The organism is Xanthomonas sp. NCPPB 3174, assembly GCF_056725205.1.
Genome location: NZ_CM161517.1, coordinates 2,064,724 through 2,090,723, shown reverse-complemented (window position 1 = coordinate 2,090,723; position 26,000 = coordinate 2,064,724). Strand labels below are relative to the sequence as shown.

The 26,000-nt window shown below is 67.9% G+C and carries 38 protein-coding genes; 1 reads left to right on the top strand and 37 read right to left on the bottom strand.

Annotation, left to right across the window (positions count from 1 at the left end; all coding sequences use genetic code 11):
• Position 1: 1 nt before the first annotated feature.
• From AC1PK7_RS09320 to AC1PK7_RS09250, 15 genes are all read right to left on the bottom strand, one after another.
• Positions 2-334 carry a phage tail protein gene (locus tag AC1PK7_RS09320; RefSeq protein WP_481100598.1) on the bottom strand — a complete coding sequence of 111 codons (333 nt, stop codon included), beginning with the start codon at positions 332-334 and terminating at the stop codon, positions 2-4.
• A complete protein-coding gene (locus AC1PK7_RS09315) occupies positions 334-3,729 on the bottom strand; it encodes a phage tail tape measure protein (RefSeq protein ID WP_481100597.1) in 3,396 nt (1,131 codons plus the stop codon). The genes AC1PK7_RS09320 and AC1PK7_RS09315 overlap by 1 nt, the downstream gene beginning before the upstream one ends.
• A 3-nt stretch (positions 3,730-3,732) precedes the next feature.
• On the bottom strand, positions 3,733-4,047 hold the full coding sequence (locus tag AC1PK7_RS09310; RefSeq protein WP_481100596.1) for a phage tail assembly chaperone: 315 nt from the start codon (positions 4,045-4,047) through the stop codon (positions 3,733-3,735).
• Between the two features lie 28 nt (positions 4,048-4,075).
• The gene (locus tag AC1PK7_RS09305) at positions 4,076-4,468 is read right to left on the bottom strand and encodes a hypothetical protein (protein WP_481100595.1); all 393 of its coding nucleotides are present in this window, start codon (positions 4,466-4,468) and stop codon (positions 4,076-4,078) included.
• A gap of 106 nt (positions 4,469-4,574) precedes the next feature.
• A complete protein-coding gene (locus AC1PK7_RS09300; protein ID WP_481100594.1) occupies positions 4,575-5,042 on the bottom strand; it encodes a hypothetical protein in 468 nt (155 codons plus the stop codon).
• A 241-nt stretch (positions 5,043-5,283) separates the two neighbouring features.
• Entirely contained in the window at positions 5,284-5,532 is a 249-nt protein-coding gene (locus AC1PK7_RS09295) for a hypothetical protein (RefSeq protein ID WP_481100593.1), read from the bottom strand.
• Between the two features lie 9 nt (positions 5,533-5,541).
• Positions 5,542-5,952 carry a phage tail terminator-like protein gene (locus tag AC1PK7_RS09290; protein WP_481100592.1) on the bottom strand — a complete coding sequence of 137 codons (411 nt, stop codon included), beginning with the start codon at positions 5,950-5,952 and terminating at the stop codon, positions 5,542-5,544.
• Positions 5,949-6,374 (bottom strand): hypothetical protein, encoded by a 426-nt coding sequence (locus tag AC1PK7_RS09285; RefSeq protein WP_481100591.1) that lies wholly within the window; start codon positions 6,372-6,374, stop codon positions 5,949-5,951. Before AC1PK7_RS09285 ends, AC1PK7_RS09290 begins: the two co-directional genes overlap by 4 nt.
• Positions 6,355-7,446, bottom strand: a complete 1,092-nt coding sequence (locus tag AC1PK7_RS09280; RefSeq protein WP_481100590.1) for a phage minor head protein — start codon at positions 7,444-7,446, stop codon at positions 6,355-6,357. Before AC1PK7_RS09280 ends, AC1PK7_RS09285 begins: the two co-directional genes overlap by 20 nt.
• The gene (locus AC1PK7_RS09275; protein ID WP_481100589.1) at positions 7,446-7,802 is read right to left on the bottom strand and encodes a hypothetical protein; all 357 of its coding nucleotides are present in this window, start codon (positions 7,800-7,802) and stop codon (positions 7,446-7,448) included. The genes AC1PK7_RS09280 and AC1PK7_RS09275 overlap by 1 nt, the downstream gene beginning before the upstream one ends.
• Positions 7,799-8,311: a DnaT-like ssDNA-binding protein gene (locus AC1PK7_RS09270; RefSeq protein WP_481100588.1), complete on the bottom strand. Its 513-nt coding sequence runs from the start codon at positions 8,309-8,311 to the stop codon at positions 7,799-7,801. Before AC1PK7_RS09270 ends, AC1PK7_RS09275 begins: the two co-directional genes overlap by 4 nt.
• Before the next feature lie 3 nt (positions 8,312-8,314).
• On the bottom strand, positions 8,315-8,611 hold the full coding sequence (locus tag AC1PK7_RS09265; protein WP_481100587.1) for a hypothetical protein: 297 nt from the start codon (positions 8,609-8,611) through the stop codon (positions 8,315-8,317).
• A gap of 55 nt (positions 8,612-8,666) precedes the next feature.
• On the bottom strand, positions 8,667-9,614 hold the full coding sequence (locus AC1PK7_RS09260) for a DUF2184 domain-containing protein (protein WP_481100586.1): 948 nt from the start codon (positions 9,612-9,614) through the stop codon (positions 8,667-8,669).
• 12 nt (positions 9,615-9,626) lie between these two features.
• Entirely contained in the window at positions 9,627-10,073 is a 447-nt protein-coding gene (locus AC1PK7_RS09255) for a structural cement protein Gp24 (RefSeq protein WP_481100585.1), read from the bottom strand.
• 3 nt (positions 10,074-10,076) lie between these two features.
• Complete coding sequence (locus AC1PK7_RS09250) at positions 10,077-11,216, bottom strand: DUF2213 domain-containing protein (RefSeq protein WP_481100584.1); 1,140 nt, start codon at positions 11,214-11,216, stop codon at positions 10,077-10,079.
• Between the two features lie 76 nt (positions 11,217-11,292).
• Here AC1PK7_RS09250 and AC1PK7_RS09245 point away from each other — a divergent pair, with 76 nt between their 5' ends.
• Complete coding sequence (locus AC1PK7_RS09245; protein WP_242081044.1) at positions 11,293-11,643, top strand: hypothetical protein; 351 nt, start codon at positions 11,293-11,295, stop codon at positions 11,641-11,643.
• 3 nt (positions 11,644-11,646) lie between these two features.
• On the opposite strand, the gene AC1PK7_RS09240 is transcribed toward AC1PK7_RS09245, so the two are convergent.
• From AC1PK7_RS09240 to AC1PK7_RS09135, 22 genes are all read right to left on the bottom strand, one after another.
• The gene (locus tag AC1PK7_RS09240) at positions 11,647-13,032 is read right to left on the bottom strand and encodes a DUF1073 domain-containing protein (protein WP_481100583.1); all 1,386 of its coding nucleotides are present in this window, start codon (positions 13,030-13,032) and stop codon (positions 11,647-11,649) included.
• Positions 13,032-14,525 carry a phage terminase large subunit gene (gene terL, locus AC1PK7_RS09235; RefSeq protein ID WP_481100582.1) on the bottom strand — a complete coding sequence of 498 codons (1,494 nt, stop codon included), beginning with the start codon at positions 14,523-14,525 and terminating at the stop codon, positions 13,032-13,034. Before terL ends, AC1PK7_RS09240 begins: the two co-directional genes overlap by 1 nt.
• Positions 14,476-14,958, bottom strand: a complete 483-nt coding sequence (locus AC1PK7_RS09230) for a terminase small subunit (RefSeq protein WP_481100581.1) — start codon at positions 14,956-14,958, stop codon at positions 14,476-14,478. Before AC1PK7_RS09230 ends, terL begins: the two co-directional genes overlap by 50 nt.
• A gap of 223 nt (positions 14,959-15,181) precedes the next feature.
• A complete protein-coding gene (locus AC1PK7_RS09225) occupies positions 15,182-15,685 on the bottom strand; it encodes a lysis system i-spanin subunit Rz (protein ID WP_481100580.1) in 504 nt (167 codons plus the stop codon).
• Between the two features lie 2 nt (positions 15,686-15,687).
• A complete protein-coding gene (locus AC1PK7_RS09220) occupies positions 15,688-15,822 on the bottom strand; it encodes a hypothetical protein (protein ID WP_481100579.1) in 135 nt (44 codons plus the stop codon).
• Positions 15,819-16,316 (bottom strand): hypothetical protein, encoded by a 498-nt coding sequence (locus AC1PK7_RS09215; protein WP_481100578.1) that lies wholly within the window; start codon positions 16,314-16,316, stop codon positions 15,819-15,821. The genes AC1PK7_RS09220 and AC1PK7_RS09215 overlap by 4 nt, the downstream gene beginning before the upstream one ends.
• Positions 16,316-16,708: a hypothetical protein gene (locus AC1PK7_RS09210; RefSeq protein WP_481100577.1), complete on the bottom strand. Its 393-nt coding sequence runs from the start codon at positions 16,706-16,708 to the stop codon at positions 16,316-16,318. The genes AC1PK7_RS09215 and AC1PK7_RS09210 overlap by 1 nt, the downstream gene beginning before the upstream one ends.
• A gap of 64 nt (positions 16,709-16,772) precedes the next feature.
• Positions 16,773-17,273, bottom strand: coding sequence for a hypothetical protein (locus tag AC1PK7_RS09205; RefSeq protein ID WP_481100576.1), 501 nt, complete (start codon positions 17,271-17,273; stop codon positions 16,773-16,775).
• Between the two features lie 153 nt (positions 17,274-17,426).
• Complete coding sequence (locus tag AC1PK7_RS09200) at positions 17,427-18,581, bottom strand: TIR domain-containing protein (protein ID WP_481100575.1); 1,155 nt, start codon at positions 18,579-18,581, stop codon at positions 17,427-17,429.
• Positions 18,582-18,621: 40 nt separating this feature from the next.
• Positions 18,622-19,053 (bottom strand): hypothetical protein, encoded by a 432-nt coding sequence (locus tag AC1PK7_RS09195; RefSeq protein ID WP_481100574.1) that lies wholly within the window; start codon positions 19,051-19,053, stop codon positions 18,622-18,624.
• Entirely contained in the window at positions 19,043-19,300 is a 258-nt protein-coding gene (locus AC1PK7_RS09190) for a hypothetical protein (RefSeq protein ID WP_481100573.1), read from the bottom strand. The genes AC1PK7_RS09195 and AC1PK7_RS09190 overlap by 11 nt, the downstream gene beginning before the upstream one ends.
• The gene (locus tag AC1PK7_RS09185; protein WP_481100572.1) at positions 19,297-19,812 is read right to left on the bottom strand and encodes a hypothetical protein; all 516 of its coding nucleotides are present in this window, start codon (positions 19,810-19,812) and stop codon (positions 19,297-19,299) included. The genes AC1PK7_RS09190 and AC1PK7_RS09185 overlap by 4 nt, the downstream gene beginning before the upstream one ends.
• Positions 19,809-20,516, bottom strand: coding sequence for a hypothetical protein (locus AC1PK7_RS09180; RefSeq protein ID WP_481100571.1), 708 nt, complete (start codon positions 20,514-20,516; stop codon positions 19,809-19,811). Before AC1PK7_RS09180 ends, AC1PK7_RS09185 begins: the two co-directional genes overlap by 4 nt.
• Entirely contained in the window at positions 20,513-20,698 is a 186-nt protein-coding gene (locus AC1PK7_RS09175; RefSeq protein WP_242081059.1) for a hypothetical protein, read from the bottom strand. The genes AC1PK7_RS09180 and AC1PK7_RS09175 overlap by 4 nt, the downstream gene beginning before the upstream one ends.
• Complete coding sequence (locus AC1PK7_RS09170; RefSeq protein WP_481100570.1) at positions 20,695-21,090, bottom strand: hypothetical protein; 396 nt, start codon at positions 21,088-21,090, stop codon at positions 20,695-20,697. Before AC1PK7_RS09170 ends, AC1PK7_RS09175 begins: the two co-directional genes overlap by 4 nt.
• Positions 21,087-22,034, bottom strand: coding sequence for a phosphoadenosine phosphosulfate reductase domain-containing protein (locus AC1PK7_RS09165; protein WP_481100569.1), 948 nt, complete (start codon positions 22,032-22,034; stop codon positions 21,087-21,089). Before AC1PK7_RS09165 ends, AC1PK7_RS09170 begins: the two co-directional genes overlap by 4 nt.
• Positions 22,031-22,672, bottom strand: a complete 642-nt coding sequence (locus AC1PK7_RS09160; protein WP_481100568.1) for a hypothetical protein — start codon at positions 22,670-22,672, stop codon at positions 22,031-22,033. The genes AC1PK7_RS09165 and AC1PK7_RS09160 overlap by 4 nt, the downstream gene beginning before the upstream one ends.
• Positions 22,669-22,857, bottom strand: a complete 189-nt coding sequence (locus tag AC1PK7_RS09155; protein ID WP_481100567.1) for a hypothetical protein — start codon at positions 22,855-22,857, stop codon at positions 22,669-22,671. Before AC1PK7_RS09155 ends, AC1PK7_RS09160 begins: the two co-directional genes overlap by 4 nt.
• Entirely contained in the window at positions 22,854-24,338 is a 1,485-nt protein-coding gene (dnaB, locus tag AC1PK7_RS09150; RefSeq protein ID WP_481100566.1) for a replicative DNA helicase, read from the bottom strand. The genes AC1PK7_RS09155 and dnaB overlap by 4 nt, the downstream gene beginning before the upstream one ends.
• Positions 24,335-25,315: a hypothetical protein gene (locus tag AC1PK7_RS09145; RefSeq protein WP_481100565.1), complete on the bottom strand. Its 981-nt coding sequence runs from the start codon at positions 25,313-25,315 to the stop codon at positions 24,335-24,337. The genes dnaB and AC1PK7_RS09145 overlap by 4 nt, the downstream gene beginning before the upstream one ends.
• Positions 25,312-25,503, bottom strand: coding sequence for a hypothetical protein (locus AC1PK7_RS09140; RefSeq protein ID WP_481100564.1), 192 nt, complete (start codon positions 25,501-25,503; stop codon positions 25,312-25,314). The genes AC1PK7_RS09145 and AC1PK7_RS09140 overlap by 4 nt, the downstream gene beginning before the upstream one ends.
• Complete coding sequence (locus AC1PK7_RS09135; protein ID WP_481100563.1) at positions 25,500-25,949, bottom strand: phage regulatory CII family protein; 450 nt, start codon at positions 25,947-25,949, stop codon at positions 25,500-25,502. Before AC1PK7_RS09135 ends, AC1PK7_RS09140 begins: the two co-directional genes overlap by 4 nt.
• Positions 25,950-26,000 lie beyond the last annotated feature (51 nt).

Genomic DNA, 26,000 nt, shown 5'->3' with positions numbered 1-26,000 from the left:
CTCACGGTTGGAACTGCTGCTGGAACGTCGCGGTGAGCGTCCACATGACGCCGCCGTCGTTGGAATCGCTGTAGCCGTCGCACTGGTACAGGCCCGGCCCGTGCAGCGGATGGGCGAAGTTGAAGGAGACGCCCAGGTGCGCGTCGATGAATGCGGCGATGGCAGCGATCACCGCCTTCTGCCCGGTGAACGAGACGTCGCACGATCGGCCGATCGCGTTGAGCCCATCCCGGGACGACTGGGCATAGCCGTCACCGAACTGCGCGCGCCGGACACGCCCTGTCGCCGTGGCGCGGCTGGTCGTAGTGGGAACCCAGGTGAACGTGTCGGCCATCAATTCGCCCTCGCCAGAATGCCGCCAGGGCGGAGCGCCTTGACCAGCTCGGCCTGCACGACCTTGCGCGTCTGCTCTCCGAGCGCGCGTGCTGCCGCCTCGTTGTCGCCGGTCGTAGAGCTACTCGTGCTGGTGCTGCCGTCGCTGTTCACGACGATCTGCTGGTTGAAGTACACGTTGCCGCCGCCAGAACCTCCGCTCGCCGCCGGTGCCATCGGGATGACCGTGCCGTCGTTGCCGGGGATCAGGTAGTTGCGGCCGCCCTGCCGGTACAGCTCGGGGCGGCCGTTCTCCCCGACCTCGTAGTAGCTGCCGCGTCCGACCGGACCACCAGCAGCCCGGCCGCCGCCGTAGCTCATCCAGTCGCTGCCGGTGAAGCCGCCGACGTTGTTGCCGAAGTTCAGATTGCTGCCGGCGCCGGCGCTGACACCCGTGTAGGAGCCACCGCCGATGCTGCCGAAGAGCGAACCGGCGATGGAGCCGACGATGCCGACGATCGCCTGCTTCGCTGCGATCCGCGCCAGGTCGGCGATGATCGAGTTGGCCAGATCCTTGAACGACAGCTTGCCGGTCTGCACGAATCGTACGAACGCATCCTCAGCGCCCTGCAGGCTGCTGGTGAGCAACGAAGCTGCCTGCTCCGACGAGTTGCCCGCGGCGAACGCATAGTCCTCCCACGCCTTGGCGAACCCCGTCCGCCAGTCCTGCAGCATGGCGAGCCGGCGCTGCTGATAGGTGCGCTCGATGTCCAGCGACCGCTCCAAGCTCGCTTCGAGGTTCGCCTTGTCCTGCTCGTACTGGGTCCGCCTGACCTCCAGGGCTTCGCCGCTCAGCGATACGCGGTCAGTGTTGTAGGTCTTGTCGAGCTTTTCCTGCTCCTGCAGGTACTGACGCTGGATGTCGAGCTGTCGCTGCAGCATCTGGGTGGCGTCGGCTCCGCGGCCCAGGCCCATCAGGTCGATGTCCGCCTGTTCCTGCCGCTGCTTCTCCAGCTGAGTCAGCCGCTCGGTCAGCGCGAGACTGGCCTGCATGCCGCGTTGCCGCTGCACTTCTGCCTGCGCCTGGGCATCGGTGGTTTCAAGTTGCGGGATCAGCGCTTCCAGCAATTTCCGCGTCGCTGCAGTCATGGTGTTGGTCTTGTTCGCCAGCAGCTGGCGCGCCTGGATCACCATGCGGTCGCTGGCGGTGACCTTCTCGCCCGAGCTGGCCAACTGGTTGTTGGCCTCGATCTGCCGCTGCACGCTGGCGATGAAGCTCTGGGCCGACGTGTCGTCGGTGTTCTTCTTGCCGATGCCCTCGCGCTGGTTGAACTGCTTGTCGATCTGCTTGTTGGAGTTGGCGATCAGCCGGTCCATCGAGCCGTCGAAGTGCCGGGCGTCGTTGTCGGCGAGCTTGTTGTACTCGGCGATGATCTTCAGCCGCGCCGCCTCCTTGGCCGTGGCGCGGTCCAGGCCGGCGACCTGCGCGTTGATCGCGTCCGATGCGGCACGCTGCGCGCTGGCGTTCTCCTCGGCGACCGTGGCGAGCTCCCGCGCCATCTGCGGGCTCATCCCCGATTCGTCGATCGGCGCCGGCAGCTTGGCCCCGCTGCCACCGCGGAAGAAGTTCGCGTAGCCGTTGACCGCGTCGGTGACCGACGGCAGGCCCAGGTTCTTCGTGATGGTGCTCGTCGCCACGCCCAGACCGAGCATGTCGCTGAGCCGGGGCAGCCGCTGCAGGACGCCCCACTTGCCGGCGAGGTCAGCCAGGGCATTGGTCAGGCCGCCCAGCGCCGACCACGCGCCGCTGATGTCGTCCTTCACGTCGCGCCAGCCGCGGGACATCGCCGGCATGACCGCGTCGGTCTGGTCCGCCACGTCGCGCAAGTGGGCGGCGTAAAGCTGGATCGCCTCGTTCGCAGCATCCTGCGAGTGCCCCTCCTCCCGCAGCGCCACGATGCGCTGCAGTTGGGCCTCGGTGAGGAAGCGCTCGGCGTCGTTGAGCTTCAGCAGGCCGTCCAGCGGATCCTTGGCGATGGATTCGAAGGCGCTGACCGTCGCGGCGGCTGACCGGCCCGTTGCCGCCTCCATACGCGCGGCGGCGCCGGCCACGAGCTCGAACTGCTCGCCCGTGAAGCGCCCGGCCGCCGCGGTGGCGGTGAGCGCTGCCACGGCGCCGCCGCGCGACACGCCCTGCAGGCGGTCCAGGCTGTTCGTCAGCTGCTCGAAACCGGCCGAGCCGATCACCGCGCCCTGCCCGCTGAGGATCAGTTCCTTCTGAAACTCGAAAAGCTGATCCCGATTCTGCTTCGCCGCCAGCACCAGCGCCGCCATCGCCGCCGCGGCGAGCGTCAGCGGGTTGATCAGCCCCAGCACGTAGCCGCCGACGGCGCGCGCGGCCGGGCCGATGCCGCCGAGCTGGTCCTTCAGCTGCCCGCCCTGCTGGATCGCCACCATCCAGATCGGCTGGCCGCTGGCGATACTCGTCGCGATGTCCGTCACCTGCATCGGGATCATGCGCAGGTTGGCCTGCAGCTGCCGCGCCGACATGCCCATGCCGTTCTGCGCGTTGGTGGCGTTGAGCACCGAGGTGCGCATCGCGTCGATCTTCGTCTGATACTGGTCGAACAGCGCCGGATTGATCAGGCCTGCCTTGTGCGCGCGCTCGAGGCGATCTTCCATAGCCGCCAGCCGGTTCAGCGCGGCGATGGTCGGGTCGATCTGGCCCAGGAGCTGCTGCAGGTTGATCTTCTGTGCGTCGGCCGCCGCGGCTGCCTTGCGCTGCTCGTTCGTGGCCCGGGCCTCTGCTTCCTGCAGAGCGCGCGCACGCGCCGCCATCCGTTCCTGCTCCGTGCCGGCGCCGGCCATCGCCACCGCCTTGTGGTCGATCCCTGCGGCGGCGTCGCGCGCCGCCTCTGCCAGCGCTCGCTCGGACAGGTTCGCCGCTTGGTTGCCCTGGCTCCACGCCATCGCCTGCTGCGCAACAGCCTTGTAGCGCGCCTCCTGCTGCGCGAGCTGCTGCTCGAGCTGCTGGCTGGCCGTGGTCACCTGCGTGGTGGCGGCGGCCGCGGCGCTGCCGGCGGCGCCGTATGCCTGCGCCTGCGCCGCGGTGCCGGCGAACTTACCATCGAGCGCCCCCAGCGCGGCCAGGATCTCCGCGTTGGTCTTGTTCAGCGCCTGCATCTCGGTGATGACGGCGCCGGTACCGGTCGAGATCCGGTCCAGCGCGCCCCCCAGCCGGTCACCGAGCGAGCGCGACGACTGCTCGATCGTGCGCGCCAGCGACTGGTAGTCCTTCTCCAGACGATCGGCGGCGCCGCTGGCCTTGCCGGCGGCGGCCGCGTTCTCGTCGAGCGCGCGTGTGCCCTCGACCAGGCCCGACGAGTCGACTTTGTACCCAAGCTCGGCGATGTCCACCGACTACCCTCCGCTGTTCTGTTGTTCGAGCGCACGCGCGCGCGACGCCGCCTGCTCTTCACGCACCGCGCGGAGGTAGGCGTCGTCCATTTCCATCAGCATTTCGACCTCGGCCGGCAGCACGTCCTGCAGCAGCAGACGGCACCACTCGGCGACTTCCCCGAAGCTCAGGGCTTCGGGGCCGCTGCGCCGGCGCGCGGAGAGCGTCCAGAACCAGTCCCAGACGTGGCCGCCCTCTTCCGGCACCTCGATATCTGGCGACGCCTCCTCGAAGCGCTCATTGCGCTGGCGCCGCGTCTCGCCTTTCTCGTCCGCCATGTCGTAGCGGACGGTCAGATAGGTGGCCTCAGCCAGCTGCTTCCGCAGCGCTGCGAAAGAACTCGGAGCGGTCCACCAGCTCCGCGTCGATCTGATCCTGGATCCACTGGAGGTGCGTCAGCACGGCGCGCAGATTCGATTCGTTGAACTCGGGCTTGGCGCCCTTGAAGGTCAGATCCCCCTGCCAGGTCCACCCGCCAACAGACGCCACCAGCAAGTCCCGGCGGTTCTGCTCGATCTTCTCGGCGCTCAGCTTCCCCTTGCCGATCAGGCGCTCGTTGAGCGCCTTGCGGGCCACCGCACGCACCCGTGGGTCGGTGTCGGGCAGCAGCGTGATGCTCAGGCCGACGGGCTCGTCGGTCACGGGGTGCTTGATTTCGATGTCGCGCGGCTGCGGGACGAGTTTGCTCAGGTCGGTCATGTCGTGATCCTTGGGTTGTGCGTTGGTCGATCCGAAAAGGGACCGGCGGGGAAGCTGTCGGATCAGGCAGCCTTTCAGGCGCGCGCCCTACCCCGCCGGTGTTCGGTCAGGTGCCGCTGGAGGCGGCGACCCGGATCGGCAATTGGTTGAGGCCGATCGTGTAGGTGTTGAGCACGAAGTCCTCGTTGCGGCCGCCGTTGAAGCGCGGGCCGGCGACCAAGCCGCGCAGGAACTCGAGCGAGCCGTCCGGCCGTTCGATCTTGAGGGCATAGTTGTCGGCCACGCCGGGCGCGCCGGCGGCACGCATGGCGATCTGGCCGGGATCGGCCAGCAGCTCCGCCACCTCGATCTGCGGGTCGCCTGCGTTGGTGATGCCCTTGCCCTTGCTGGTGACCTGCGTGTCCCAGCTGTCCCAGCTGACGACGTTGGTCGAGGTGCCACGCTCGCCGACGTTGCCGACCTTGCTCACGCGCACCCAGGTGAGCGCCGCGAACTGGGTCTGCGTCAGGTCGCTGTTCTGCGGCGTGGCGCAGATGTAGAGCTTCGAACCGCTGTTGGTTTGTGCCTCGGCCATTGCCGTATCTCCTCGCGAGTGGCATGAAAAAACCCGCCACGGGGCGGGGTCTTGGGGAACGAAAAAGGCCCGCTGTTAGGCGGGCCTTGGCGTTGGTGTCGATGATGCGGATTCGAACCGCCGCAAGGCGCGACCCTTGCTGGCCCAATCCCACGGCCTTACCCGTGGGCATGAATGTAGGCGCATCTCCTACAACCCCCGGCTACACCGAACCAGGCCGGGACTATCCATCGACGTTGAACTATTTCGCCGGCGGCGTCAGCTTCGCCGCCACCAACTGCATGGCCTGCGCCGGCTTGAAGCCGACATCGATGTAGGCCAGGTACTCGCTGCGCACGAACTTTGCTTGCTCGCGGCAGAAGGCTTCCAGCAGGTGCTGGTTCCGCCGCATGCGGTCGACGGCGTCGCGCAACTGCGCCATCTCGCCCTCGGTGGGCGGGTGGTCCATCTTGACCAGTTCCAGCTTCGGCTTCGGCGGATCCTTGCTCATGGCCGGATTTTAGCCCGAAGCGAAGCCCCGCCATGCAATGCTCACGGGGTGCATCACCCGCTCCGGGTCCTCGATGACGCTGGAGGTCCACGGCGGCCGGTAGACCCGCACCCCGGCGAAGCTGGTGCCCTTCGGGAAGGCCGCCCGGATCTGGTCGGTCATCAGCGTGCCGACCACGATGCCGTTGCCTGGCCGGTAGCACGCCGAGAGCTGGGCGAACCCCTGCTTCAGGCCGCCTTCCTCGTCGTCTGTGGCGTAGTTCTGCGTCTCGTTCGGAAACCACCGCAGCTCCAGCCAGCGCGCCGCCGCGCCGGTCGGCGGGGTGAAGCCGCGACCCGGGTAGGCGCATGGCAGCCCCTGCGCAGCGGCGAACTGCACGACCATGGTGGCGAAGGTGTCGTAGATCGCGGTGTCGCTCATGGAATCCTCGCCTTCACCTCGTTTGTCACCTCGGCCACGATGAACGCCCAGTTCTGCGCCGCAGCACGCATGAAGCCATTGCCGGCCTGGGCATAGACCCGGCCGAGCTTGTCCTCGCCGTAGAAGCCGTACTCCATGCGCAGGGCGTAGCGCGCGGTCCATCCCGCCCAGACGGTTTGCCCGACCTCCATCTGCGCAAACACCAGCGCCGGCGGCCCGCTGCCGCCGTCCGGCACGCCCGACGTCGACGCCACCACCGAGTTGCGCAGGAACCCGGTATCGACCGGCATGCGGCCGCCCTGGGCGATCGGCGTGTTGGCCTGTTCCATCACCCGCTGCGCCGACTCGCGGAAGATCACCTCCTGCCGCTGCTTCGCCTTCTCCGCGAAGGCGCGGACCTGCTCACCGAACTTGCTTGCCACGCAGCGCCTCCGCGGTCATGTCCACCCGGTACTGCTTCGTGCAGCGGCAGCCGACGATCTCCTCCGGGCCGGCGCCCAGGCTGGTGTCGCCCGGGTACATGAGTTGCGCGCCGCTGGGCGACTGGAACGGCTGGCCGAACGTGCGCCGTTGCCCGTTCATCGCCGCATGGCTGTGCCTCGTGCGCTTGTCGCCGGTGGCGCTCCAGGTGGCCACGACGTTCTCCGGCGCCAGCGCGCCGGCCTCGATCTGCTGCCGGAACGCCTCTTCGCGACCGGCGTTCATGCTGGTGATCGACTCGGTGCGCGCGATCATCTCGCCGCGCAGCGCCAGCAGCCGATCGGCGTAGCGCCCCGCGATCTTGTCGATGTCCGCCTGCGCGACCGGCTTGCCGGCGGCGATGGCGCGCTTGACGATGCCGTCCAGGCGCTTGTCGCGGCGCGCCCGGTCGAAGTAGGCCGCCATCTGGGCGGGGTCACCGCTGGCCAGCTGCGCGCGCATGTTGGCGACGAACTGCCCCTGCTGCGCCGTCAGGCCGATCACCCCACCGCTGCGCCGCCCGGTCTCGCCCACTCGGCCGACGATGTCCAGCGCGCTCTGCCGCGGGTTGCGGCCGGCGGCCATGCCCTGCTGCAGCACGCCGCGGATCAGCTGCCGCTGGTCGTCCACGATGCGACTGACGAGCCGCGCCGAGTTGTCGCGCAGCCAGGCCTCAGCGGCCGGGTTGCGCAGGTCGAAGCTCGGGCGCAGCACCGGCGACACCGCCTTGGGTCGGTAGCTGCCGGTGATGACCGGATCCAGCTTCAGCGTCATGCGCGGCAGTTCGCCCACGCCGGCCGCGCCACCGGCGACGAAGGCCTGGCGCACCGCCTCCGCCAGTCCCGAGAAGCGCGGCGCGTCGAAGCCGAGCGCGGTCAGCACGTCGTCGATCCGGCCGGCCTGCAGCAGGTCGGCGATCACCTGCACCGCTGCCTGCCCGCGGATCGCGTAGATCGCCTGCACGAATGCCTTGGCGATGTCCGGCTCCAACTGCTCCGCCAGCAGCAGCAGTTCCCGGTTCGTCATCGCCGCCATCAGCGCCTCGCGTGGAATTCGTAGAGCAGCACCTGGCCGCCGGGCGACAGCGGCTGCAGGTCGACCAGGCTGTAGACCTCGTCGCCGAGCACGATCCGGTCGTCCTTCGTCGGTACGATGTCCACTGCCGTGGAGATCAGGCCGAGCTTGTCGCCCTGCAGCACCAGCGTCGGGTCGCGGTTCGTGAGGCTGTACTCGGTCTCCACGACGCGGCAATCGTGGCGCGTCGGCGCGCCCGGCTGCGGGTTGTGCGGCGGCCCAGTCGGCGCGCCGTCGCGCTCGATCTGCGAGGCGTAACCGAACTCCTCGATCATCTCGACCGCAACGGCCTGCAGTTCGTCGTAGATCTCGCTCATACGACGCGCACCGCAGGCATCAGGGCCGGCGTGCGCAGCAGCGGCCCAAGGATCTCGTCGATCACGGTGACCACCGGCCTGTTCGGCACGCTCCCGTCCGTAGCCTTGTCGCTGTACTCGACCTCGATGGGGCCGACCTTCTTGCGCACCGCCAGCGCGCTGGCGACGAAGTCGGGCGAGAGGCTTCCAGGCTTCACCAGCTCGCGCAGCGCCGCCTCGTAGGTCGCGCACTCCACCTCGACCGGGATCTCGTCTGGCGCGATCGGATCGCCGTCGTAGTCCACGGCGCCGGTGCGGGGCCACTCGTTCGGCTGACCCCGCCCGGCCGTGCGCGCGCCGGGAAACATCGACGCCCAGCGGCCGGACGGCAGCAGAACCCGGTAGCGGCCGTCCACATAGTCGGTACCGCGCACCAGCGCCGCCGTGCGAGCAGCCTCGGTGCCGCCGGCCCACACGGCGTTGCCGCGGGCCAGATGATAGGCGTCGGCGCCCGCCAGCGTGCCGTACATCGGTCAGCCCTCGACCTTGGCCTTCTGGGCGTCGTCGAGCGCCGCCTGCAGCTTCTCCAGGCCCAGGCGCTTGTCGTACTTGGCGCCGAGCGCGTCGAGCTGCGCCATCACGGCGGCGCGCGCCTCGTCGACGTCGCCTTCCTCCAGCTCTTCGCTCAGGACGTTGGCTTCGACCCACGCCTTCACCACGGCGTTCTTCTTGACCTCCGGCCAGTTCGGGATCGAGGTGGCAACGCCCGGAAGCAACTCGATGCCGCTCGGCAGGCCGAGCGCGGTGGAATGGTTGTTGGTGATCTTCATGCGGGTGTTTCTCCGATTAAGGCCCCGGCGCGGATGCCGGGGCCGTGGCGATGGATCAGATGCCGTCGACGTAGACGACCTGCTTCGGGAGGCGTACGTCCAGGCCGCCCAGGGTCATCACGCCCGGAATGTCCCATCGCATGGGACCGGACTGGTACACCGGCAGGAAGCGGTGCGGCATGGGCATGTGCAGCTTCAGGACGTTCGGGTCGTAGCGATACGCGACCATGCGCGCGACGCCGCCTGCACCTGCGGTGTCGAGGCCACGCAGGCCGCGAACCATCAGCTGCTGCCCGGTGGTGGCGGTGTAGATGTTGTTCGCCAGGAAGTATTGCAGGACGGTCATGTCGCTGTACTCGCTCATCTTCTTGGTCGAGATAAGCATGAACTTCGACCACGGCAACAGCAGGCGATCGGCGATCGCGGTGGTGTTGGTGCCGTTGAAGACGTTCATCAGCGCCGCGTTCATGTCGGCGACGATCTGGTCGGACGTGGCGGTGCCGGGGACCAGCAGCGTGCCCCAGGATCCCGTCGGCGCAGCAACCGGAATGACGCCGGCGGCGCTGAAGAGCCCGGTGAAGCCCTTCGACGAGTCACCCTGAAGCGCTACCCGGTCGATCATCTCCTCGGAAGCGCGCCGCGCAGCCTCCGCATCTTCGGTCTGTAGGTTGATGCCCAGCATCTGCGCGCGGCCGACTTCCTGCCAGCCGTAGCCGTAGCCGATGCCCGCCAGGTGCACGCCGGTCTGGAACTGCGAGCGGTTGGTTCCGGCCTTCGGGATGTCGTCGGCGTTGCCGTTGATCCAGTCGGCCTTGCCGTACTGGTCCTGCGAGTAGTACGTCACCGAGGTGGCGAACTCGCTGCCCGAGGTATCCACCGGGATCAACCCACGATACTGGATGTCGGGGTAGACGGTGCGGTAGACGCCGGGCTCGATGATCGAGGTCTGTGCCACCACGAAGCCCAGCGCAGACTGGGCGTCGATCAAGGGAACTGCATGCATGTGGGTGGCTCCTTAGGCCAGGCGGACGACGGCCAGCTGGCCCGCCGCGGTGGTGCTGGTGTCCCAGCGGGCGCCGGTGATGGCGGTGTTGGACGTGGCGACATTGGTGAAGGCGCCGGCCGAGGTCAGGTAGACCGGATCGCCAGCGGCGACGGCGACCGAGGCTGCGACCCAGATGTCGCCCTTGGTCATCACCCGCGCCGAGGCGCGCTGCGGGAACGCGTCGGGGTTGCCGATCGCGCCGGTGGCCGAGCGGTCCAGCAGAGTGATACCGACGAACTTGGCGTTGGCGGTGGTGGTGATGCCCTTGTCGGCGGCGCCCTGGAACACCGCCTTGCCGAAGCCGACGCCCGCGGCGTCCTCGACGTTGCGCGAGATGACGGTGGCCGGGATCATCGTCGCCTGCATGCCGACGGTGGCGGCGGGCTGGGTGTCCGGATAGTTGGTCTGCAGTGCCATGGATCAGCCCTCCTGCTTCTGGTTGCGGGTGCGGTAGTCCAGGCCGGCCACCGAGGCGGAATAGCCGTTGTCCTGGACCGTGGTGCGATGGCCGGCGCCGTCGCGCAGCGCACGCGCGACCGGGTCGGCGCTGGTCTTGACGCTGTCGGCGAGGATGTCGAAGCGCGCTTCGATGTAGGCGTCGGCCTTGCCGGCAACCGCGGCGTCGCCGAGCTTGCCGATCACAGCCGCCTTGCGGACCTCGGCGTCGCTCTTGCCGCGGTAGTCGGCGTCGTGGATCGCCTTGGCCGTGGCGACCAGGTCGCCGCGCGCCTGCACGCGCTCGTCCAAGGCGGCGTCGGTCAGGACCTTGCCCTTCAGGTCGTCGATGGTGGCGTCGCGCTTGGCGATCTCGGCGTCCTTCGCGGCGATGGCAGCGGTGTGTGCGGTGTTGGCCGCCTCCAGCGCGCCGCGGCTGTCCTGCACCTGCTGCTGGAGCTTGGCGATCGCCTGGGCGCCCGCGTCGGTCGTCTCGACGGACAACCCGTCGACCAGGACGGTCCGGGTGTTGGTGTTGCTCATGTTGGATTTCTCCGGTTGAGGGTTGGGGGCGCCGCGATCCTGGGCACCGGGGGCGCGGCCATCCCCGATGCGAAGCTGATTGCCGCCCCGGGCGCGATCGACCAGGGCGAGGTGGTTCATGCGGAGGTTGGTCTGCACCGCGTCGTAGGCCTCGCCGTCCGGCGACACGCCGTCGCGGAAGACGATCTCGGCGCTGTAGCCCATGGACAGCTCGCGCTTCCCGGACTCGTAGGCCTTGATCGCTGCGGCATCCATCAGCACCAGCGGCACGCGGACGAACTCGCCATCGCGCACCACCTCGGCGCCGGTCTGGCCAGCCGACACAGACTTCCAGGTGCTGGCGTCCACCATCTGCGCCGGATGCTCGACCGTCACCGGCCGGTAGGCGTAGCTGTGCATGGCGTCGGTGGCGAACACCTCTTCCGGCGGCCGGTAGAGCCGCACGATCGGCATGTCCGGCCGGCCCAGCTCGCTGCCCAGGTACTGCTGCACGCCGGTGCGCGCGACCTTGGCATCGGCCACGAGGTAGCCATCCCCAGTGCGGCGCGGCGCCGACACCGAGACTCGATCGGTCAGAAACATGAGGTACTCCTGCTGGATGTGGCGGCTCTGCGGGCCGCGCTACACTGGAACTGAAGGAACTCGCTGGGGAAAGGCTGTGCGCCTCTTCGCATTCGTTGCCGCTGTGCTTTGCGCGCCTGCCGCAGGCGCTACCGACCTGCTATGCGACGGGCAGCTCTTCATCCCTGGGCGCGATCCAGTCCCCTATTCCAGCCTGGCCAGCGTCGATGCCGAGGCCGGAACGGTTCGGATCAAGACGCTCAACGGGTGGGCTGTCGGACCGCTCGGCACCGACCCGCAGACCTACATGGGCACGCTGGCGACGCCGTCCGGCAAGAGCTACTGGTACAACCTCGATCGCTACACTGGCGAGGCGATGTGGATGCTTTCCCAGACATCCGTCGTCGAGTTCACTGGCAAGTGCAAGCCTGCCAGGCCGATGTTCTAAGGCTCACTGTCCCATCGGCGCCGGATCCTGCTTGTTCTGCTGCGTGGTCTCCGCGGCAAGCGCCGCAGCCGCCAACTCTTCCTCCGCCTGCTGCTCCTGCCAGTCGGGGTTCGAGGCGACGTAGTCGTCCATCTCCGATTCCAGGCCAGGCGCCACGCCGGCCTCGGTGAGCATGTTCACCGCCACCGTCGACATGACCTCGTCCGGGATGAGCTTCGTGTCGGCGATGGTCTTGATCGTGTCGGCCGTGGTCTTGCCGATCGTGGCGCGCTCGGTGTCGCTGGTCTGCCACAGGCTGCGCCAGCTGTACCAGACGTCGGCCGGCCGCGCGCCGAGCGCCGAGCGGATCAGGCATTCGTCCAGCACCTGCAGCGCGGGCTGCACCTCCAGCTCTTGCGTCGACCGCACCCGGTCGTAGTAGTTGCGGATGTCTCCGTCGCCTGTGCTGTTCAGCCCGGCCGGCGACTGGCCCAGCAGGCGGGTCAGCGGGATGTCGGCCGCGCCGGACACCATTTGCAGGAACCCCATGAGAACGTCCATCAGACCCGTGAAGCTGGCGTTCTTCTGCTGGTAGTCCTCCTCCGAGTCCATCATGAGCAGGCCATTGGTGCCCTTGAGCATGGCCGCCAACCTGAAGCGGTCCATGACCTGCTTTTCGGTCTCAGGATCTGCCAGCAGCGCCATCAGCTGAGGGATCTTGATGACGTCGACCTTGGCCTCGAACACCAGCGAGGCGATGTTGCCGCTGGTGCCGTCGGCATCCTTGACCGCGCGCAGCATCGCCAACAGCACCGAATCGCCCCAGCCGTCGCCGTAGTCGATGTCCGGATCGGGCCGCTCGGCGCCCTGCAGCACAACGAGCCGCGACGGGTGGATCTGTACCTGGCCAGCATTGGGGCTGGTCATGGTGTAGAAGGCCGGCCGGCCGTAGTTCGGCGACTCCGGGTCGCGCTCCAGGTCGCCAGCGGCCAGCACACACTTCGTGAGCAGCGCCAGGTGCTTGATGCCCTGCTTCCCAATACGCTCGGGCAGCAGTTCCTGCGACGGGTTCGCGTCACCGGTGCCGATGTACAGCGCGGCGCCGCCGAACAGTCTGGCCTTCTTGTAGGCGTTCAGCAGCTTGCCCTGCAGGCCAAGCCGCTTCTCCTCGGCCTCGAGTGCGCTGATCTGCTCCTTCTCGGCGTTCCAGGTGCGCCAGTTGCGGCAGGCGTCCTGCGCGGGGATGTCCACAATCTTGCGCGCCAGCCACGTGCCGCGGTACGCATTGCTGGCTTCGTTGTCGGTCAGTAGCGGCAGCGCGTAGTGCGAGGCCGCCGCCTTGTCCCGGGACGTGCCCAGGTTCGCGACGAGGTTGACCAGCCCGTCGCGGAGGGTGGCGAGCTTGCCCATCAGAGTGCGCTTCCAAGGTTGTAGGTGCTGCCCATGACCAGCTCAGCGAACGCGCCCGAGAGCGCGTCCACCTGGTCGTCGTGCTTTGCGTTGGGGAACTCGGCGATCTCGTCCAGGAATGCAGCCACCCATGGACCAGCCACCAGCTTGATGTTGCCGGCCTCGGCCTGGGCCTCGACCGGTGTCGCCCGGACCTCCTTCGATCCGGATTCCAGCGCGGCCTTGATGTCCCAGCCGGCCAGCAGCTTGATCTGGTGCGCCGCGTTGGACTTGCCGGCGGCGCCCGGGTCCTGCGGGATCCGCACCTTGATCGTCCTGCCGTCCTGCAGCGCGGTGTTCTTCAGCAGCCGCTCGACGCCGGCGGGCGACACCTGGTCGCGCACCACGTCCAGCACGTAATAGACGCCCCCGGTCTCGCCCAGAAGCAGGCCGACCGTGTAGTCGGGGTCGCCCTTCTTCTTCTGCTCCTTCGGGTCCGTCGCGCCGAAGTCCCAGCGCCGCACTTTGCGCGCGGCCAGGATGGCCGGCGCGGCCTCCACGACCTCGAACCAATCCCGCTTGAACTTGCCGCCATCGCGAGGCGTCGGCCGCTGCTGCTGCTGGCCAGCCACCGCGTAGCTGCCCAGGATCTTCTTGTCCCGCTCCACCACTGCGCGGGGGAAGCGCTCGGGGAACAGCAGTTCCCCGTCTTCCGTCCGCGGGTCGCTGAAGCCGATCGACGTGCGGCACCGGCGCTCAGGCTCGAACTCCATCGGCAGCATCAGGTGCTCGTACCCGAGCCCCAGGTCCAAGATCTGCCCCGACACGTCCTTCTCGTGCAGGCGCTGCATGATGACCACGATCGCCGACGTGGCCGGGTTGTTCAGTCGCGTCGGTACCGACTCGCGGAAGATGCGGGTTGTTGTCGCACGCTCTGCTGGGCTTTCTGCCGTCTCGGTTGAGTGCGGGTCGTCAATGATCACCCGATCGCCGCGGCCGCCGGTCAGGCTGGCGAACGCCATGCCCTCGCGGTTGCCCATCTTCGAGTTGGCGAACGACATCTCGCCGGACCGGCTCAGCTCGATCTCCGGCCACAGGCTCTGGAACCACTCCGACTGCACCAGGTCGCGCATGCGCCGGCTGTCGCGCTTGACGAACTTCTCCGCGTAGGAGGTCGTCAGGTAGCGCATCGACGGCAGGCCGCGCGGCCCCCACTCCCAGGCCGGCCAGAAGACGCTGGCGACCAGCGACTTCATTGTGCCCGGCGGGATGTTGATCAACAGCCGGGTGATCTGCCCGTCGGTGATCGCCTCAAGGTGCTGGCAGAGCACGTCGATGTGCCAGCCGTGCACGTAGGGCTGCGAAGGCTCCAGGACGTGCCAGCCCTCCCGGATGAAGCCGGCGAGGCTGCTGCAGCGCTCCCTGATGCCCTCCGCATCCCGGCGGACGCGGTCCCGCTCCCGCTCAGCCGTCCGCCTCGCCCTCTCTGCCCTGATCTCCGCCAGAGTCGGCAAGCGGACCGAGGATCGATTCGAGACTGTCGAGCTGGTCATCGGTGAGCTTGCTCAGGTCGTAGGTGCCGATCGCCCCGGTGTGGTGCCGCTTCTCCACCAACAGGCCGGCCAGCTTCCCCTTCCCCATGGTGGCGGTGACCGCGGCGCTGGCCTGCTTCTCCTTCAGAGCGAGCCGTCGCGCCTGCTCCAGCTCCGCCATCAGGCTGTCGACCGAGACCTCGGCCTTCTTGGCCGCCCGGGCTTGGCCCTTGTTAACCGCCGCACGCACCTGAGCATTCCTTAACAAACGGCTGGCCTGGACCTCAGCAGAGCCCGGGGCGTAGCCGGCGCGGATCGCTGCCTGCTTGCCGTTGCTGTCCTTCTGGTACTCGGTGACGAACCGCTGCTGCTTCGCGGTGAGCCCGGCGGCGCGCCCGGGCGGCTTGGCCTTCATCGTGCTGCCCCATGGCACTGCGGAAATCCTGGAAGTGGCACGCCGTTGCGGTACCGGCGAGCCTGCGCATGCCGGCCTGGAACGGCTTGACCGCCTCCCGGCACAACACCGTTGATTGCTCCCACAGCCAGCGCAGACTCAATCCACACCAAGCCCGAGCCTCTCGCCAACATGCACGACCTCATCGATTTCCTACCGCTGGCCACTGCCGTCATCCAACTGCTCATCTGCGTGCTGGAGCGCTGGCCAGCGAAGGCTCCGGCGCCGCGCGATCCGCAGTGATCACGGCTTGCGCTGCCCGGAGCTGGTCGTCGGCGTCACGGGCGACGCGAACAAGATCTCCCGCAACCTCTGCTCGTAGCTGGGCGGGCGCATCACGTTCGGCGGCGCCGGCGGCAGCGTCGGACAGACGCTGGGTCTGGCAGGTGGCGAGGTCGTCGCGCAGCTGGAGATTGCCAGTGCGCAGGTCAGCCACAACAGCAGCAGGGACGGCCTCGGCCGCCGTACGGTCTTCTTCATGATTGGCTCCGATGTCGGCCAGCGCCTGGCCCTGAGTGTGCTCGGTCTCACGCGCACCAGCCTGGGCCTGTGCTTCACCCTGCGCGGATGCGGTCTGCTGCTGCGAGGTGGCCAGGTCCGCGCTGCGGTCGCGCCACTCGCGGCCGGCCCAAAACGCTGCCCCAGTCCAAACGACAAAGGCGGCAATGGCGATCAGGATCCGGTTCACGGTCAGCCCCTCGGAAGGATGGATAGGTCGGCCCACAGCCACGCCAGCGCCAGCAGCAGCGCCAGGCACAGGACGACGACCAGCCATCCGGGCGGGTCGCCCGCCGGAGGCAGGCCGCGGTTCCAGCGGTCGGTCACGCCGCCGCCTGCGAAGCGCCCATGGCCAGGCGCATGACGAGCCTGGACACCGCGCGGTTGTCTTGTTCCGTCGCGTCGTTGAAGCGTTCCCAGCGGAATTCCTGGATCACCGAGCCGAACTCCATCCAGTCGCCTCGGCGCGCGGCTGCCCACAGATCGCTGCTGTCCCGCACCACCTCGGCACCGATGATGTCGGCGATAGCGATGATGTACGGCAGTGACGGGCGCATCTCCGGGTGCACCGCCAGCAACTCGAAGAAGCGGCCGCGCAGCGTCTCCTGCGCCTCCATGCAGTCCTCGGTCAGCTCCAGCGTCGCCGCGCGCTCGCTCTGGTCGCGCGTCTCGATCGCCCGGCCGTAGCCCAGACGCAGGACGTTGCGGCCGTCGCGGCGCGGGCGCGGAGAGCGGCCCCACACCTCTTGCAGCAGCGCCACCGCCTCTCCCAGGGACTGGCGCTCGGCGTCCAGCAGCGTGGCGTCGTCAAGGTCCGGCATCATTCCGCTCCCGTCCCAGCCGCTGGCGGCTCGTCCTTCAGCGATTGCGGCCTGGCGCAGGGCCAGACGCGATAGATCCAGCCGGCGGCAGTGGTCCACAGCCCCATCGCGGCGAAACCGCAGGTCAGCGCGTACCACATGCCACGCGGCGTCGGGACGCGCGCCCAGCACATCGCGATGGCCAGCAGGCACGACCAGAACCGGATGCGCGCCTTCGTTTTGTCGCCCGACCATGCTGCTCGCATACCGATCTGCTCCGGCAGGTGCGGCAGTACCAAGCCGATGCACACGCTGATCAGCATGCTCTGCCACATGGCCTCCGCCAGCGGCGTGGTCATGTACTCGCCGACGTCGACCAGGAACAGCTTCACTGCCGGCCAGTTGTCGGCCATGGCTACGACACCGGCGACGACGGGCACAGCCGCCGCGAGCTGTGCCAGCGTAGGACGCTGCACGTCAGCCGCCCCGCACGGTTTTGACCGCCTGGGGGTAGACCTCGGCCCAGCGATCCCGGTGCGGCTTCCCCGGGCGCCAGGCTTCGATGTACTGCTCCCACGCCGCCTGCTCGTCGCCGATCGCCGGCAGCGGAATCGGGAGCGTCCAAAGCAGAAGCCGGGCGAAGCCGGCAGCCAACACGTCGTCCTGCTCCAGCCCGTCGAAGACCGCGGCGATGTTCGGCGCGATGCCGTGGCGCTCGCACAGCAACCGCGCGCGCCGCTGGCTGGCGGAGTGCGTCAGCACGCCCTTGACCCCGCCGCCCCGCTCGAACTGAAACAGGCCATGCGCCGGGCCGCCAACCTGGTGCCGGTACTTCAGGCCGGATTCCTGCATTCCGGTCGCCAGGATCTGGATGCGGGCCGGCTGCGAGTCCATGCCGTCGCCCAGCTCCGCCAGCGCGGGCACGATGATCTGCGACAGCGCCACCGCGGGCGCAATCGGGAGGGGCAGCAGGGACATGGCAACTCCAATAGGTGCCCGCCACCGCAGCCCGGCTGGCTCTGCGAATGGGTCCGGTGAGGGTGCGCGGGCAGAAACGAAAAAGCCCCCGGGGGTCTCCCGAGGGCTTCTATGTCAGCGTGCCGGAAAAACTACACCAGAGGTGTACACCTGTCAATCTGGCGCTGGCGGGCGAATTAGCGAGAAAGGACCGTCAAGTCGGAGGAAAGGCAACAAGTCGTAGAAGGGCACCAAGACAGTCCAACTACCATAAACGTATGCAGCAACTTGGTATGGAGCAAACATGAAGGTCAGTCCATCCTCTGAGATACTAAATTCCCCGAAGTTATCTTTGTGCGGTCCAGCGCCACTCTGCATCCATTCAAGGCTATCAGCCTCGACCTCACGGCCAGACCTGCGCCAATATTCACGCCGCAGCTCTCTAATCGAGAAATCACTTATTGCCTGGAGAGCATCCGAAAACTCCAAAAAGAAATCTTCCAGCTCCAGCTTAACCAAGCTGGGGGTCAGGACAAAATTATAGTTTTCGAAGTGAGAATTCGGATGAGCAGCTCCTGCCCCGTACCAACCAACTCGGTAAACGATGCTCAAAACGTGATTGGTCGCAAAGGCAATTTCGTAATCGTCCCATCGCCCATCAGACGGAGGGCTCTCAAAGCCGGCGGCGAACAAGTCAGGATTCTGATTCCACATCTTTTGCCGCGCAGCCATAACCGATTTTCTGGCCCGCCCCTCGAAAAACTGGTTGAGCTCTTCTGCCACTGGCGACAGAATCTGAGAAGTGAACCGTGGATAGGACACAGAAATATCGTGTCCAGGCAGCCCCTCCCAGCGCTCCACGATCGCCTTTGGAATAATCCGGAATGGGCCAAACTCCGCGCCTTCTGCGACATTTATAGACTGCTGCTCGGCGGCCAACGCAAGCGCAGCCGTGACACCACTCCTGGCATCGGGGCTGTTCCAATCGACGTACTGCAGCCTGGCTGAAATTTGGGGCGGGACATCACACTGCTCAAGGAGTATCGGGACCGCGTAGACGTCTGTTGGCTGTTTATAGATCAGCCTCTGCAAAGCTTCATTTGCCTCACGCTGGACAAAACCACGCTTATTCACACTCTTCGCACTCATGAGAAGAAGAATGACGTTGGCTTCACTAAAGGCCCTTTCTATTTCTGCCTCCCAGTTTTGACCGGGAAGCAAGCACTTTTGATCCAACCAAGGCTCGACACCTATCGACGCGAGCCAATTGTAGATTTCCAGAGCAGCCTCACCGTCTTCTCTGGCGTAGCTTACAAAGACTTTAAGCATAGAATTTCCAGCGCTCCGAACCTCCCCGGATCATACGCCCTCAAGCCGCCTCTGACACCCAACCCTCAAGACGGCCCCGCACACGCTGGAAACCGAGCTCCACAAGGCTTAGGTACTGTCGCATCGATACAGGCCCCTGCCCACAGCCCGCCAGCAGGGCAAGCGCTGTTTCGTAGCGTTCAACCTTCCTTCGACCAGATCCACAGTAGTAGGCGCGCAGAGAACAGGAGATACCGATGTTGTCGCGAGCGATGCTGGCTACAACATCCTCTATTTCTTGTGCACGCTCGTTGACAAATATTGGTGCATAGCCGGTGGGCCGCGCTGGCATCTCGCCTCGATGCTCAATCAAAATCTGGAGAGTGTTCTTCGGCTCGCGCGCTACATATTCGCGTTCGCGCGCCAAGCAGAACTCTTCGCCCCACTGCTCCAACCGACTGCGCACATATACGCCAAAGGTATCAAGCTGCATCGCGGTACTTCTCCAAGGTGGTCGGGTCGAATCGGAAAATGGGCTGCTTGCCGTCCCAGCTGCAGGCGCCTTTCTGCCGCTCTTCCTGGCCGCGGCAGTGGACGATGCCTAGGGTGGTGACGCGGCACGCGCAGATGCAGCAATTGCCGTGCCGGCGGCGGTCGGCGTCCATGCGCTTGCGTAGAACTCGCGCGTGGTGGCGCTCGGTGTAGCGCTCCGGGCGGGTCAGGTCGTCGGGGTTGCTCACGCGGCGCGCGCTCCCACGTCGGCCTGGTCGTGGTAAAGGGCGATCAGCAGCGCATCGGCGCGGCCATCGTCCTTCTTCCGCTTCAGCAGCGCGCCGGCGGCCGGGAATCGCTGCAGCGCCAGCAGGCGCGCGGCATCCTTCCCCTGCCCCAGCAGGCCGAACCGGCGCTTCCAGCTGGCCGGCTCGGCGCGGGTGTAAGGGATGCCCATCACCTCGAGCACCGCCTTCGCCTTGCCGTAGTTGTCGCCGAAGTTCATCGACGACTGCGCGCCCTGCTTGCGGCCCTCCACCGGCATGGCGCGCACGCGCTCGATGCAGGCGCTGAAGTACGCGCCCGGGTGCTGGCCGCGCACGTCGCGGATGAACTTGGCCATGGCGCGCGCGTCGACCTCGTTGCGCTCGCCGACGGTGAGGATAGGCATGTCCAGGACCGGGCCAGGTTCGCCGTCGATCAGGGTAGCGATTGCCCCGGACAGGCCAGGGTCAATGCCGAAGGTCAGGCGCATGGTCATGCCGCATGCCTCCACGTCGGAATGGTTCGCGGCGCCGGCGGATCCTGGATGCCGGGCAGCGCCTGCACACGGCCGCCACGCGCCAGGAACTGCTCGACGGTCTCGGCTGGGCCCGTTTGCACAGCCTGCTGCTGCACCGGCGCGAGGCCGGCACGGTTGCCGACCCGCTGCAGGCGTTCCCGCTGTTTCTTCACCTTGGCCGCGGCGCGGTCCTCGCGCTGCGCGGCCAGCTTCGCCAGCCATTCGGTGCGCGTCATGCCGCCGGCGGCGAGGCGACGCTCTCGCTTCTTCTCGGAATCGCGCTGGCGGTCATGCTTGGTGCGGACACGCGCGGCGCGGACGGCGCGGCGCCGCACGCGCTCAGCCTCCTTCTCGTCCCGCCTCGCCTGCTGCTCCGCCCGCACCTGCTCCATCGATCGGCCACCCCGGGCATGGTGCGCGGCGCGCGCCGCTGCAGCCCGATTGGCGTTGCGCTGCGCCTTCGTCAGCTTCGCCGGCCGGGTCGGCATCTGCACGAACTCGTAGCGCGTGCTGCGGCCGACACCGTCCCGCATCAGCTGCCCGCTGCGCATCATCTCCCGGAGGGTCCAGCCGATCATCATGCGCTCGCGCCCGGTGGCGCTGAGCGCATCGGACACGGCGGCAGCGGTATGCGCGCCACCGGCGGCCTTCAGCCATTCCCTCACCCGCTCCGACCGGCTCATGCGGCGCGCCTCGGCTGCTGCCGCTGCTGGTCCTCTTCCTCCCAGCCCAGCACCCAGGCCTCGCGCAGCGCCCGGTCGTCGGCCGTGATGCCGTAGCGCGGGCCATCATCGCGTCCCTTGCCGACCTGGCGCGCGCGGCGCCCTGCCTCCCTCGCCTGCTCGTATCGCTGCTGGTTGATCATGCTGCCCTCGTGATGGTCAGAAGTTGGTCCTGGTACTGCTGCCAGGCCTCGGTCCCGCGTCCGCCCAGGACGTCGGCCGTCCAGATGCGGAACTCGCGGGCGTGGTGCTTGAAACTCGGGCCGAACAGCTCGCGCATGTCCTCGCGGCTGCGGCCCGGGAACTGATCGCCGTCGTGGTGCCATGCGCCCATGGCCACGACGGCGTGCTGGCCGAGCTGGCGCTGTCCGTGCAGATCGCCCAGGTTGCGGTGGTGGATCTGCGTGTGGCCGCACTGGATCGGCGGCTGCAGGCCGGCGGCGATTCGCCAGCGGCAGACGACGCACCCGAGCGCGCGCGCCGCGTCCTGATAGGCCTGCTCGGCTCTCGTCGCCGGCTTGATCGCGCGCTTCATGCCGCCGCCTCTAGTTCGCACAGCCCTAGGTCTGAGGTACAGCCGCCGCCAGGCTGCTCGTCGAACATCAGCGCGAACTGCCGCCCCCCGCGATCGGTCTGCGCCCACTCCACCAATGTCCGAATCCGCGAGTAGCTGCCGGGACGGTCGCGATCGGTCGGGTCGGTGACCGCCGGGAAGAACGTCGCCGACCGACGCTTGTTCGCGGCCGCGACGATGGCCTCCCATCGTTCGATCCTGTCGATGTGCTCCGGGAACCTGCTTGCGATCTCGCGCAGCTCACCCTTGCGGCAGTTGACGCATGGCATGCAGCCCACTCGGCCCATGCCCAACGCATAGAGCGGATTCGGCGGCAGGCGATGCCGCCGATGCTGCCCCCAAACGTCGGTGACGGTCCAATGGAAGATCGGGCGCCACACCATCGAGCCGCACTCGTGCCGGTTGTAGCGGGGCTGCTTGGCACGGTTTCGGCTCTCGTCGGCCCGGATGCCCAGCCACTGCAGCACCATGCCATCGCGCAGCATCGGTCCCACAACCTGGGTGGTGATCGGGATGGTCTTCAGCTCTTCGGTGCAAAACTGCGCCATCCGGCTCGGGAACCTTCCCTTGCTGATGCACAGGTCGAGGAATGGATTGCCGGTCGGCTCGTGCAGCCGCGCCGCCTCTTCCACGATGTCGTCCGGAATGCCCTGCTGCGGCCACTTTTCCAGCACGTACTTCCTGTGCTGGGCGAGCTGCCTGCTGAAGTCCGCGCGCACGGTCTCGACCACCGGTCCGCCGGTGCGCTCCGCGAGGCGCGCCACGTACTCCAACGTGGCAGGGTGCTCGTTGCCGGTGTCGGCAAACACGGCGCGGAACGGCCGACCCGATTCCAATGCCAGCAGATAGGTGGCGGTGCTGTCCTTGCCGCCGCTGACGTTGACCAGGTGCTGGATTGGCTTCATGCAGCCCTCCGCGCCGGCGCCGGCTGCGTGCCCTGCCCGTTCGCCATGAGCCAGAACTCGGCAACGACCTCGTCGAGCATCACGTGCGTGTAGTGCGTGCCGATGTGCTGGGTAATGCCCTCGAACAGGCGGCGGAACTCGTCCTCGTCCATGCAGTCGAACGCCAGCGAGCGCGCCACGGTGACTGGGATGCTCTCGATCCGCGGCAGCACCTCGCGCAGCAGCTTGGCCGCGCCAGGGCCGAACGCGGCATCGGCCGCCGCCAGCACCGCCGACACCACGGCGGTGGCGTCCATGTCGACCTGGTCGCAGCACACGCTGGCCTCGCGCTGCAGGCGCTTCACCGCCTCGTGGGTATCCAGTGCCTCCCATCCGTCGACGTTCTCGACCATCAGCCGGCCGATTTTGTGCAGCAGGCGGTGCCGCCACGCGTCGCGCGGTGCCTTCAGCTCGGCGCGCAGCTCTTGGCCCACGCGGTAGCCGCGCGCGCGCATCAGCTCGCTGTCGACCTCGTGCTCCGGCACCAGCGCGCCCAGCTCCTGGCGCGTGACCGGGTCCAGCAACCGGCGCACAACCATGTAGATCGGCCGGCTCGCGCGCTTGGCGCGGATCTTCTTCGCTGCAGCGGTCAGGGTCATGCGACCTCCCGGACCAACTCGGCGATGGCCTGCATGCGCGCGGGGGTGAAGGACACGCGACTGACCTTCGTCCAATGCGACTGGCCGACGCCGCGGTGCCACAGGAATGTCCCGTCCCAGCCCCATTCGGCGTGGCCGTCATGGTGCGGATCCTTCGCGGTGCGGAAGATGGCGTCGCCGTTCACTGTTCACCGTCCTGGCGCGCGGCGGCCGCGGTCACCTTGCGGAATCCCCGCCGCGCCGGCGCCGGCCGGTAGTCGCTCTCGATCGGCGCTGGCTGCCAGTACTCGGGCAGGTTCTGGAACTTGAAGCGCTCGGGCATGTACAGCACGCGCACCTCGCCGGCCGGCCCGTTGCGCTGCAGGGCCACGATCAGCTCGGCGGTGCCCTTCCAGCGGCTGTCGCGGTGGTAGACCTCGTCGCGGTAGATGAAGATCACCGCGTCCGCGTCCTGCTCGATCGATCCGGAGTCGCGCAGGTCCGACGGGATCGGCCGCTTGTCCGGCCGCTTTTCCAGGTCGCGGTTGAGCTGGCTCAGCAGCAGCACCGGCACGCCCAACTCGCCGGCCATGAGCTTCAGGGCGCGGGTGATGTCGCCGAATCCCTGGGCGCGGTTGTCGCCAACGATCTGCATCAGCTGCAGGTAGTCGATCACCACCAGGCCCAGCGGCTTGCGCGCATGCTGGCGGCGGACCTGCGCGACGACGTGCTCCACCCTGGCGTTGCGCGGCCGGCTGACGTAGATCTCCGCCGCGCGCAGGCGCTTCATTGCCGCGGTGACGTTGCCCCAGTCGACGTCGTCCAGCTCGCCGGAGCGGATCCGACCACCGTCGATGTTGCCCACCGACGCCAGCATGCGGTCGCCCAGCTCTTCCGGCTGCATCTCGAAGCTGAAGACGGCCACCGGCTCGCCGCGCACCAGGGCGACGTGCTCGGCGATGTTCTGCGCGAGCGTCGTCTTGCCCATCTTCGGCCGCGCCGCCAGGACGTACAGGCCGCCCGGCTTCAGGCCGCCGATCAGCGCGTCCAGTTCGTCGATGCTGGTGGACAGGCCGTTGGCGTCGCCCTCGCCGCGCGAGCGCTCGCCCAGGCGATCGAACACCCGCTGCATGACCGGCGCCACCTGCTCCAGGTCGCAGGGCTGGTTGTCCAGCAGCGCAGCCATGCGGGTCTGCGCCTCGCCGATCAGCTCGAGGCTGCTGCGGCCAGCCGAGGCAAAGGCGCTGTCCACGAACTCGGTGCCGACCTCGATCATCCGCCGCAACCGTGCCTTATCCGCCACGATCTCGGCGTAGGCGCGGATGTTGGCGGCCGACGGCGTGGTGCTGGACAGTTCCACGAGGTACGCACCGTCACCGACCAGCTCGAGCTGGCCACGGGACTCGAACCATTCCCCGATCGTCACCGTGTCGAACGGGCGACGCGCCTTCGCCAAGTCGCGGATGGCGCGAAAGATCGCCTGGTGGTCCCGGCGGTAGAAGTCCTCCTCGCGCACCTGGTCCTGCACCTCGTCCCAGGCGATGGAACGCAGCATCAGGCCGCCCAGCACCGCCTGCTCTGCGTCCACGCTGTGCGGCGGCACGCGGATCGCGTGGTGGTGCTCCTGCTGCTGCCGCGGCTCGCCGTACAGCTGCGCCATGCGCTCGATGTCGTCGTGGGCGTTCATGCCGCGTGCTCCGTCATCGCCCGGTCGAACAGCTTCGCGATCACCGCCTCGCGCAGCAGGTACTCGAAGTCGGGTTTCCAGTTCTCGTGGCCTGGGCCGCCGGTTTTGCGCCCGGAGTGGAACTCGTCGTCGGCCGCGGTCTCGAACAGCGCGTCCCAGAACTGCGGGGTGACCCGCTCGTTGCCGTAGAGCTGCCGGCAGATGGCGCGTGCCGTCGGCAGGGCCTTCTCCACGGCCTTGATCCGCGGCTTGTTCAGCACCGTGCAGGCGGTCAGCTCACCGTTGGGCTTGGCCAGCAGGCGGTTGTAGGCGGCCTGTGCGTCCTCAGCGATCTGCAGGATCCGCTGGGACTTCCGCTGGCTCAGGTCGGCAGGTGGCGACGGGGGGGTCAGCGTCAGCGACGCGGACGACTCCGAGCGAAGCGAGGAAGCTTCTGCTTTTGGAGACGGAGACGGTATCGGAGACGGAGACGGAGACGGGGCAGGCGATTTTTCGGTTTTAGCAGGAGCATCACCTGCTGTGTCTCTGCTATTAGCAGGATCCGCGCTGCTACTAGCAGACGAATCCGTGCTACTAGCAAGACGTGCGGCGTACTCGGGCATGAGGCGCGCAGCTTCCTCGCGGCCATGGCGTCGGCACAGCGCCGACCACTTCGCCCGCTCTGCGCGCGCCTCCGAACCGGCCGACCACGGTTGGTGCTCCGCCCAGTCGTGCAGGCGATATTGCCCCTCCTCGCCGTCCAGGAAGCCCACCGAGGCCAGCTCACGGACCAGTGCGTCGTTCTCGCCGGCCCAGTCTGCAGCCAGCTCGATGTCCTCGGCCGACATGCCCGTGAGGTCGCCGTCGGCGCGGTTCGCGCGCGCCCACAGGATCAGGCACACCAGGGACCAGCCCGCGCTGGAGCCCAGTCGACGGATCAGCTTCTTCGTCTTGGGATGCCCGGGCAGCCCGACGCTGAGGCGCGCATCTGTGCTCACGCCAGGCCCCCTGCCCGCTCCATGCGGGCGACCTGCGCGGCGCTGCGCGCCAGGCACTCGCGGCGCATGCTCTCCCAGTGGGAGCGAGCCAGCGCGTACTGGCCGGCGGCGTTGGCCACGCGCAGCGCAGCGGCCAGGCGGCGGATGCGGCGCTCCCGGCGCCAGTCGGCGATGCGCTGCAGGATCATGCCGCGGACCTCGCCTTCTCGACGGCTGCCCGCGCGTGCTGGGCAATCTGGGCAGCGATGCCCTGCAGGTCGCCGCAGGCCGAGGCAATGCACAGCGCCTCGTTCTGGGTGATGCGCCCATCGTCCAAGGCGTCGCCGATGATCTGGCACAGCTTGCCCTTGATCTCGCCGGCGTCGATCAGCGCGCCGACCAGGGAGCCGGCCTGCGGGACCTCGATCCGCTGCAGCGTGTAGCCGTGCTGCGCGGCCAGCGCGTGCAGGATCCGGTCGTCGCCGGTGACGCCCATCACCTCGCTGGCTTCAACCAGCGTCAGGTGGTGAGTGGTGTTGTTGGGGTTGACCTTGTTGCGCAGCACCGCGGCGGACATGCCGATGCGGGGCGCGAGCGACTCGCTGCCGCCTGGGTAGGCGTGCACGGTCTTGTGTGCGGCGTCGAGGATGTTCATGGGTACCTGCGGCGAACGTGGAAGGCAGAACTGCGGCGGCGCAACATGCGC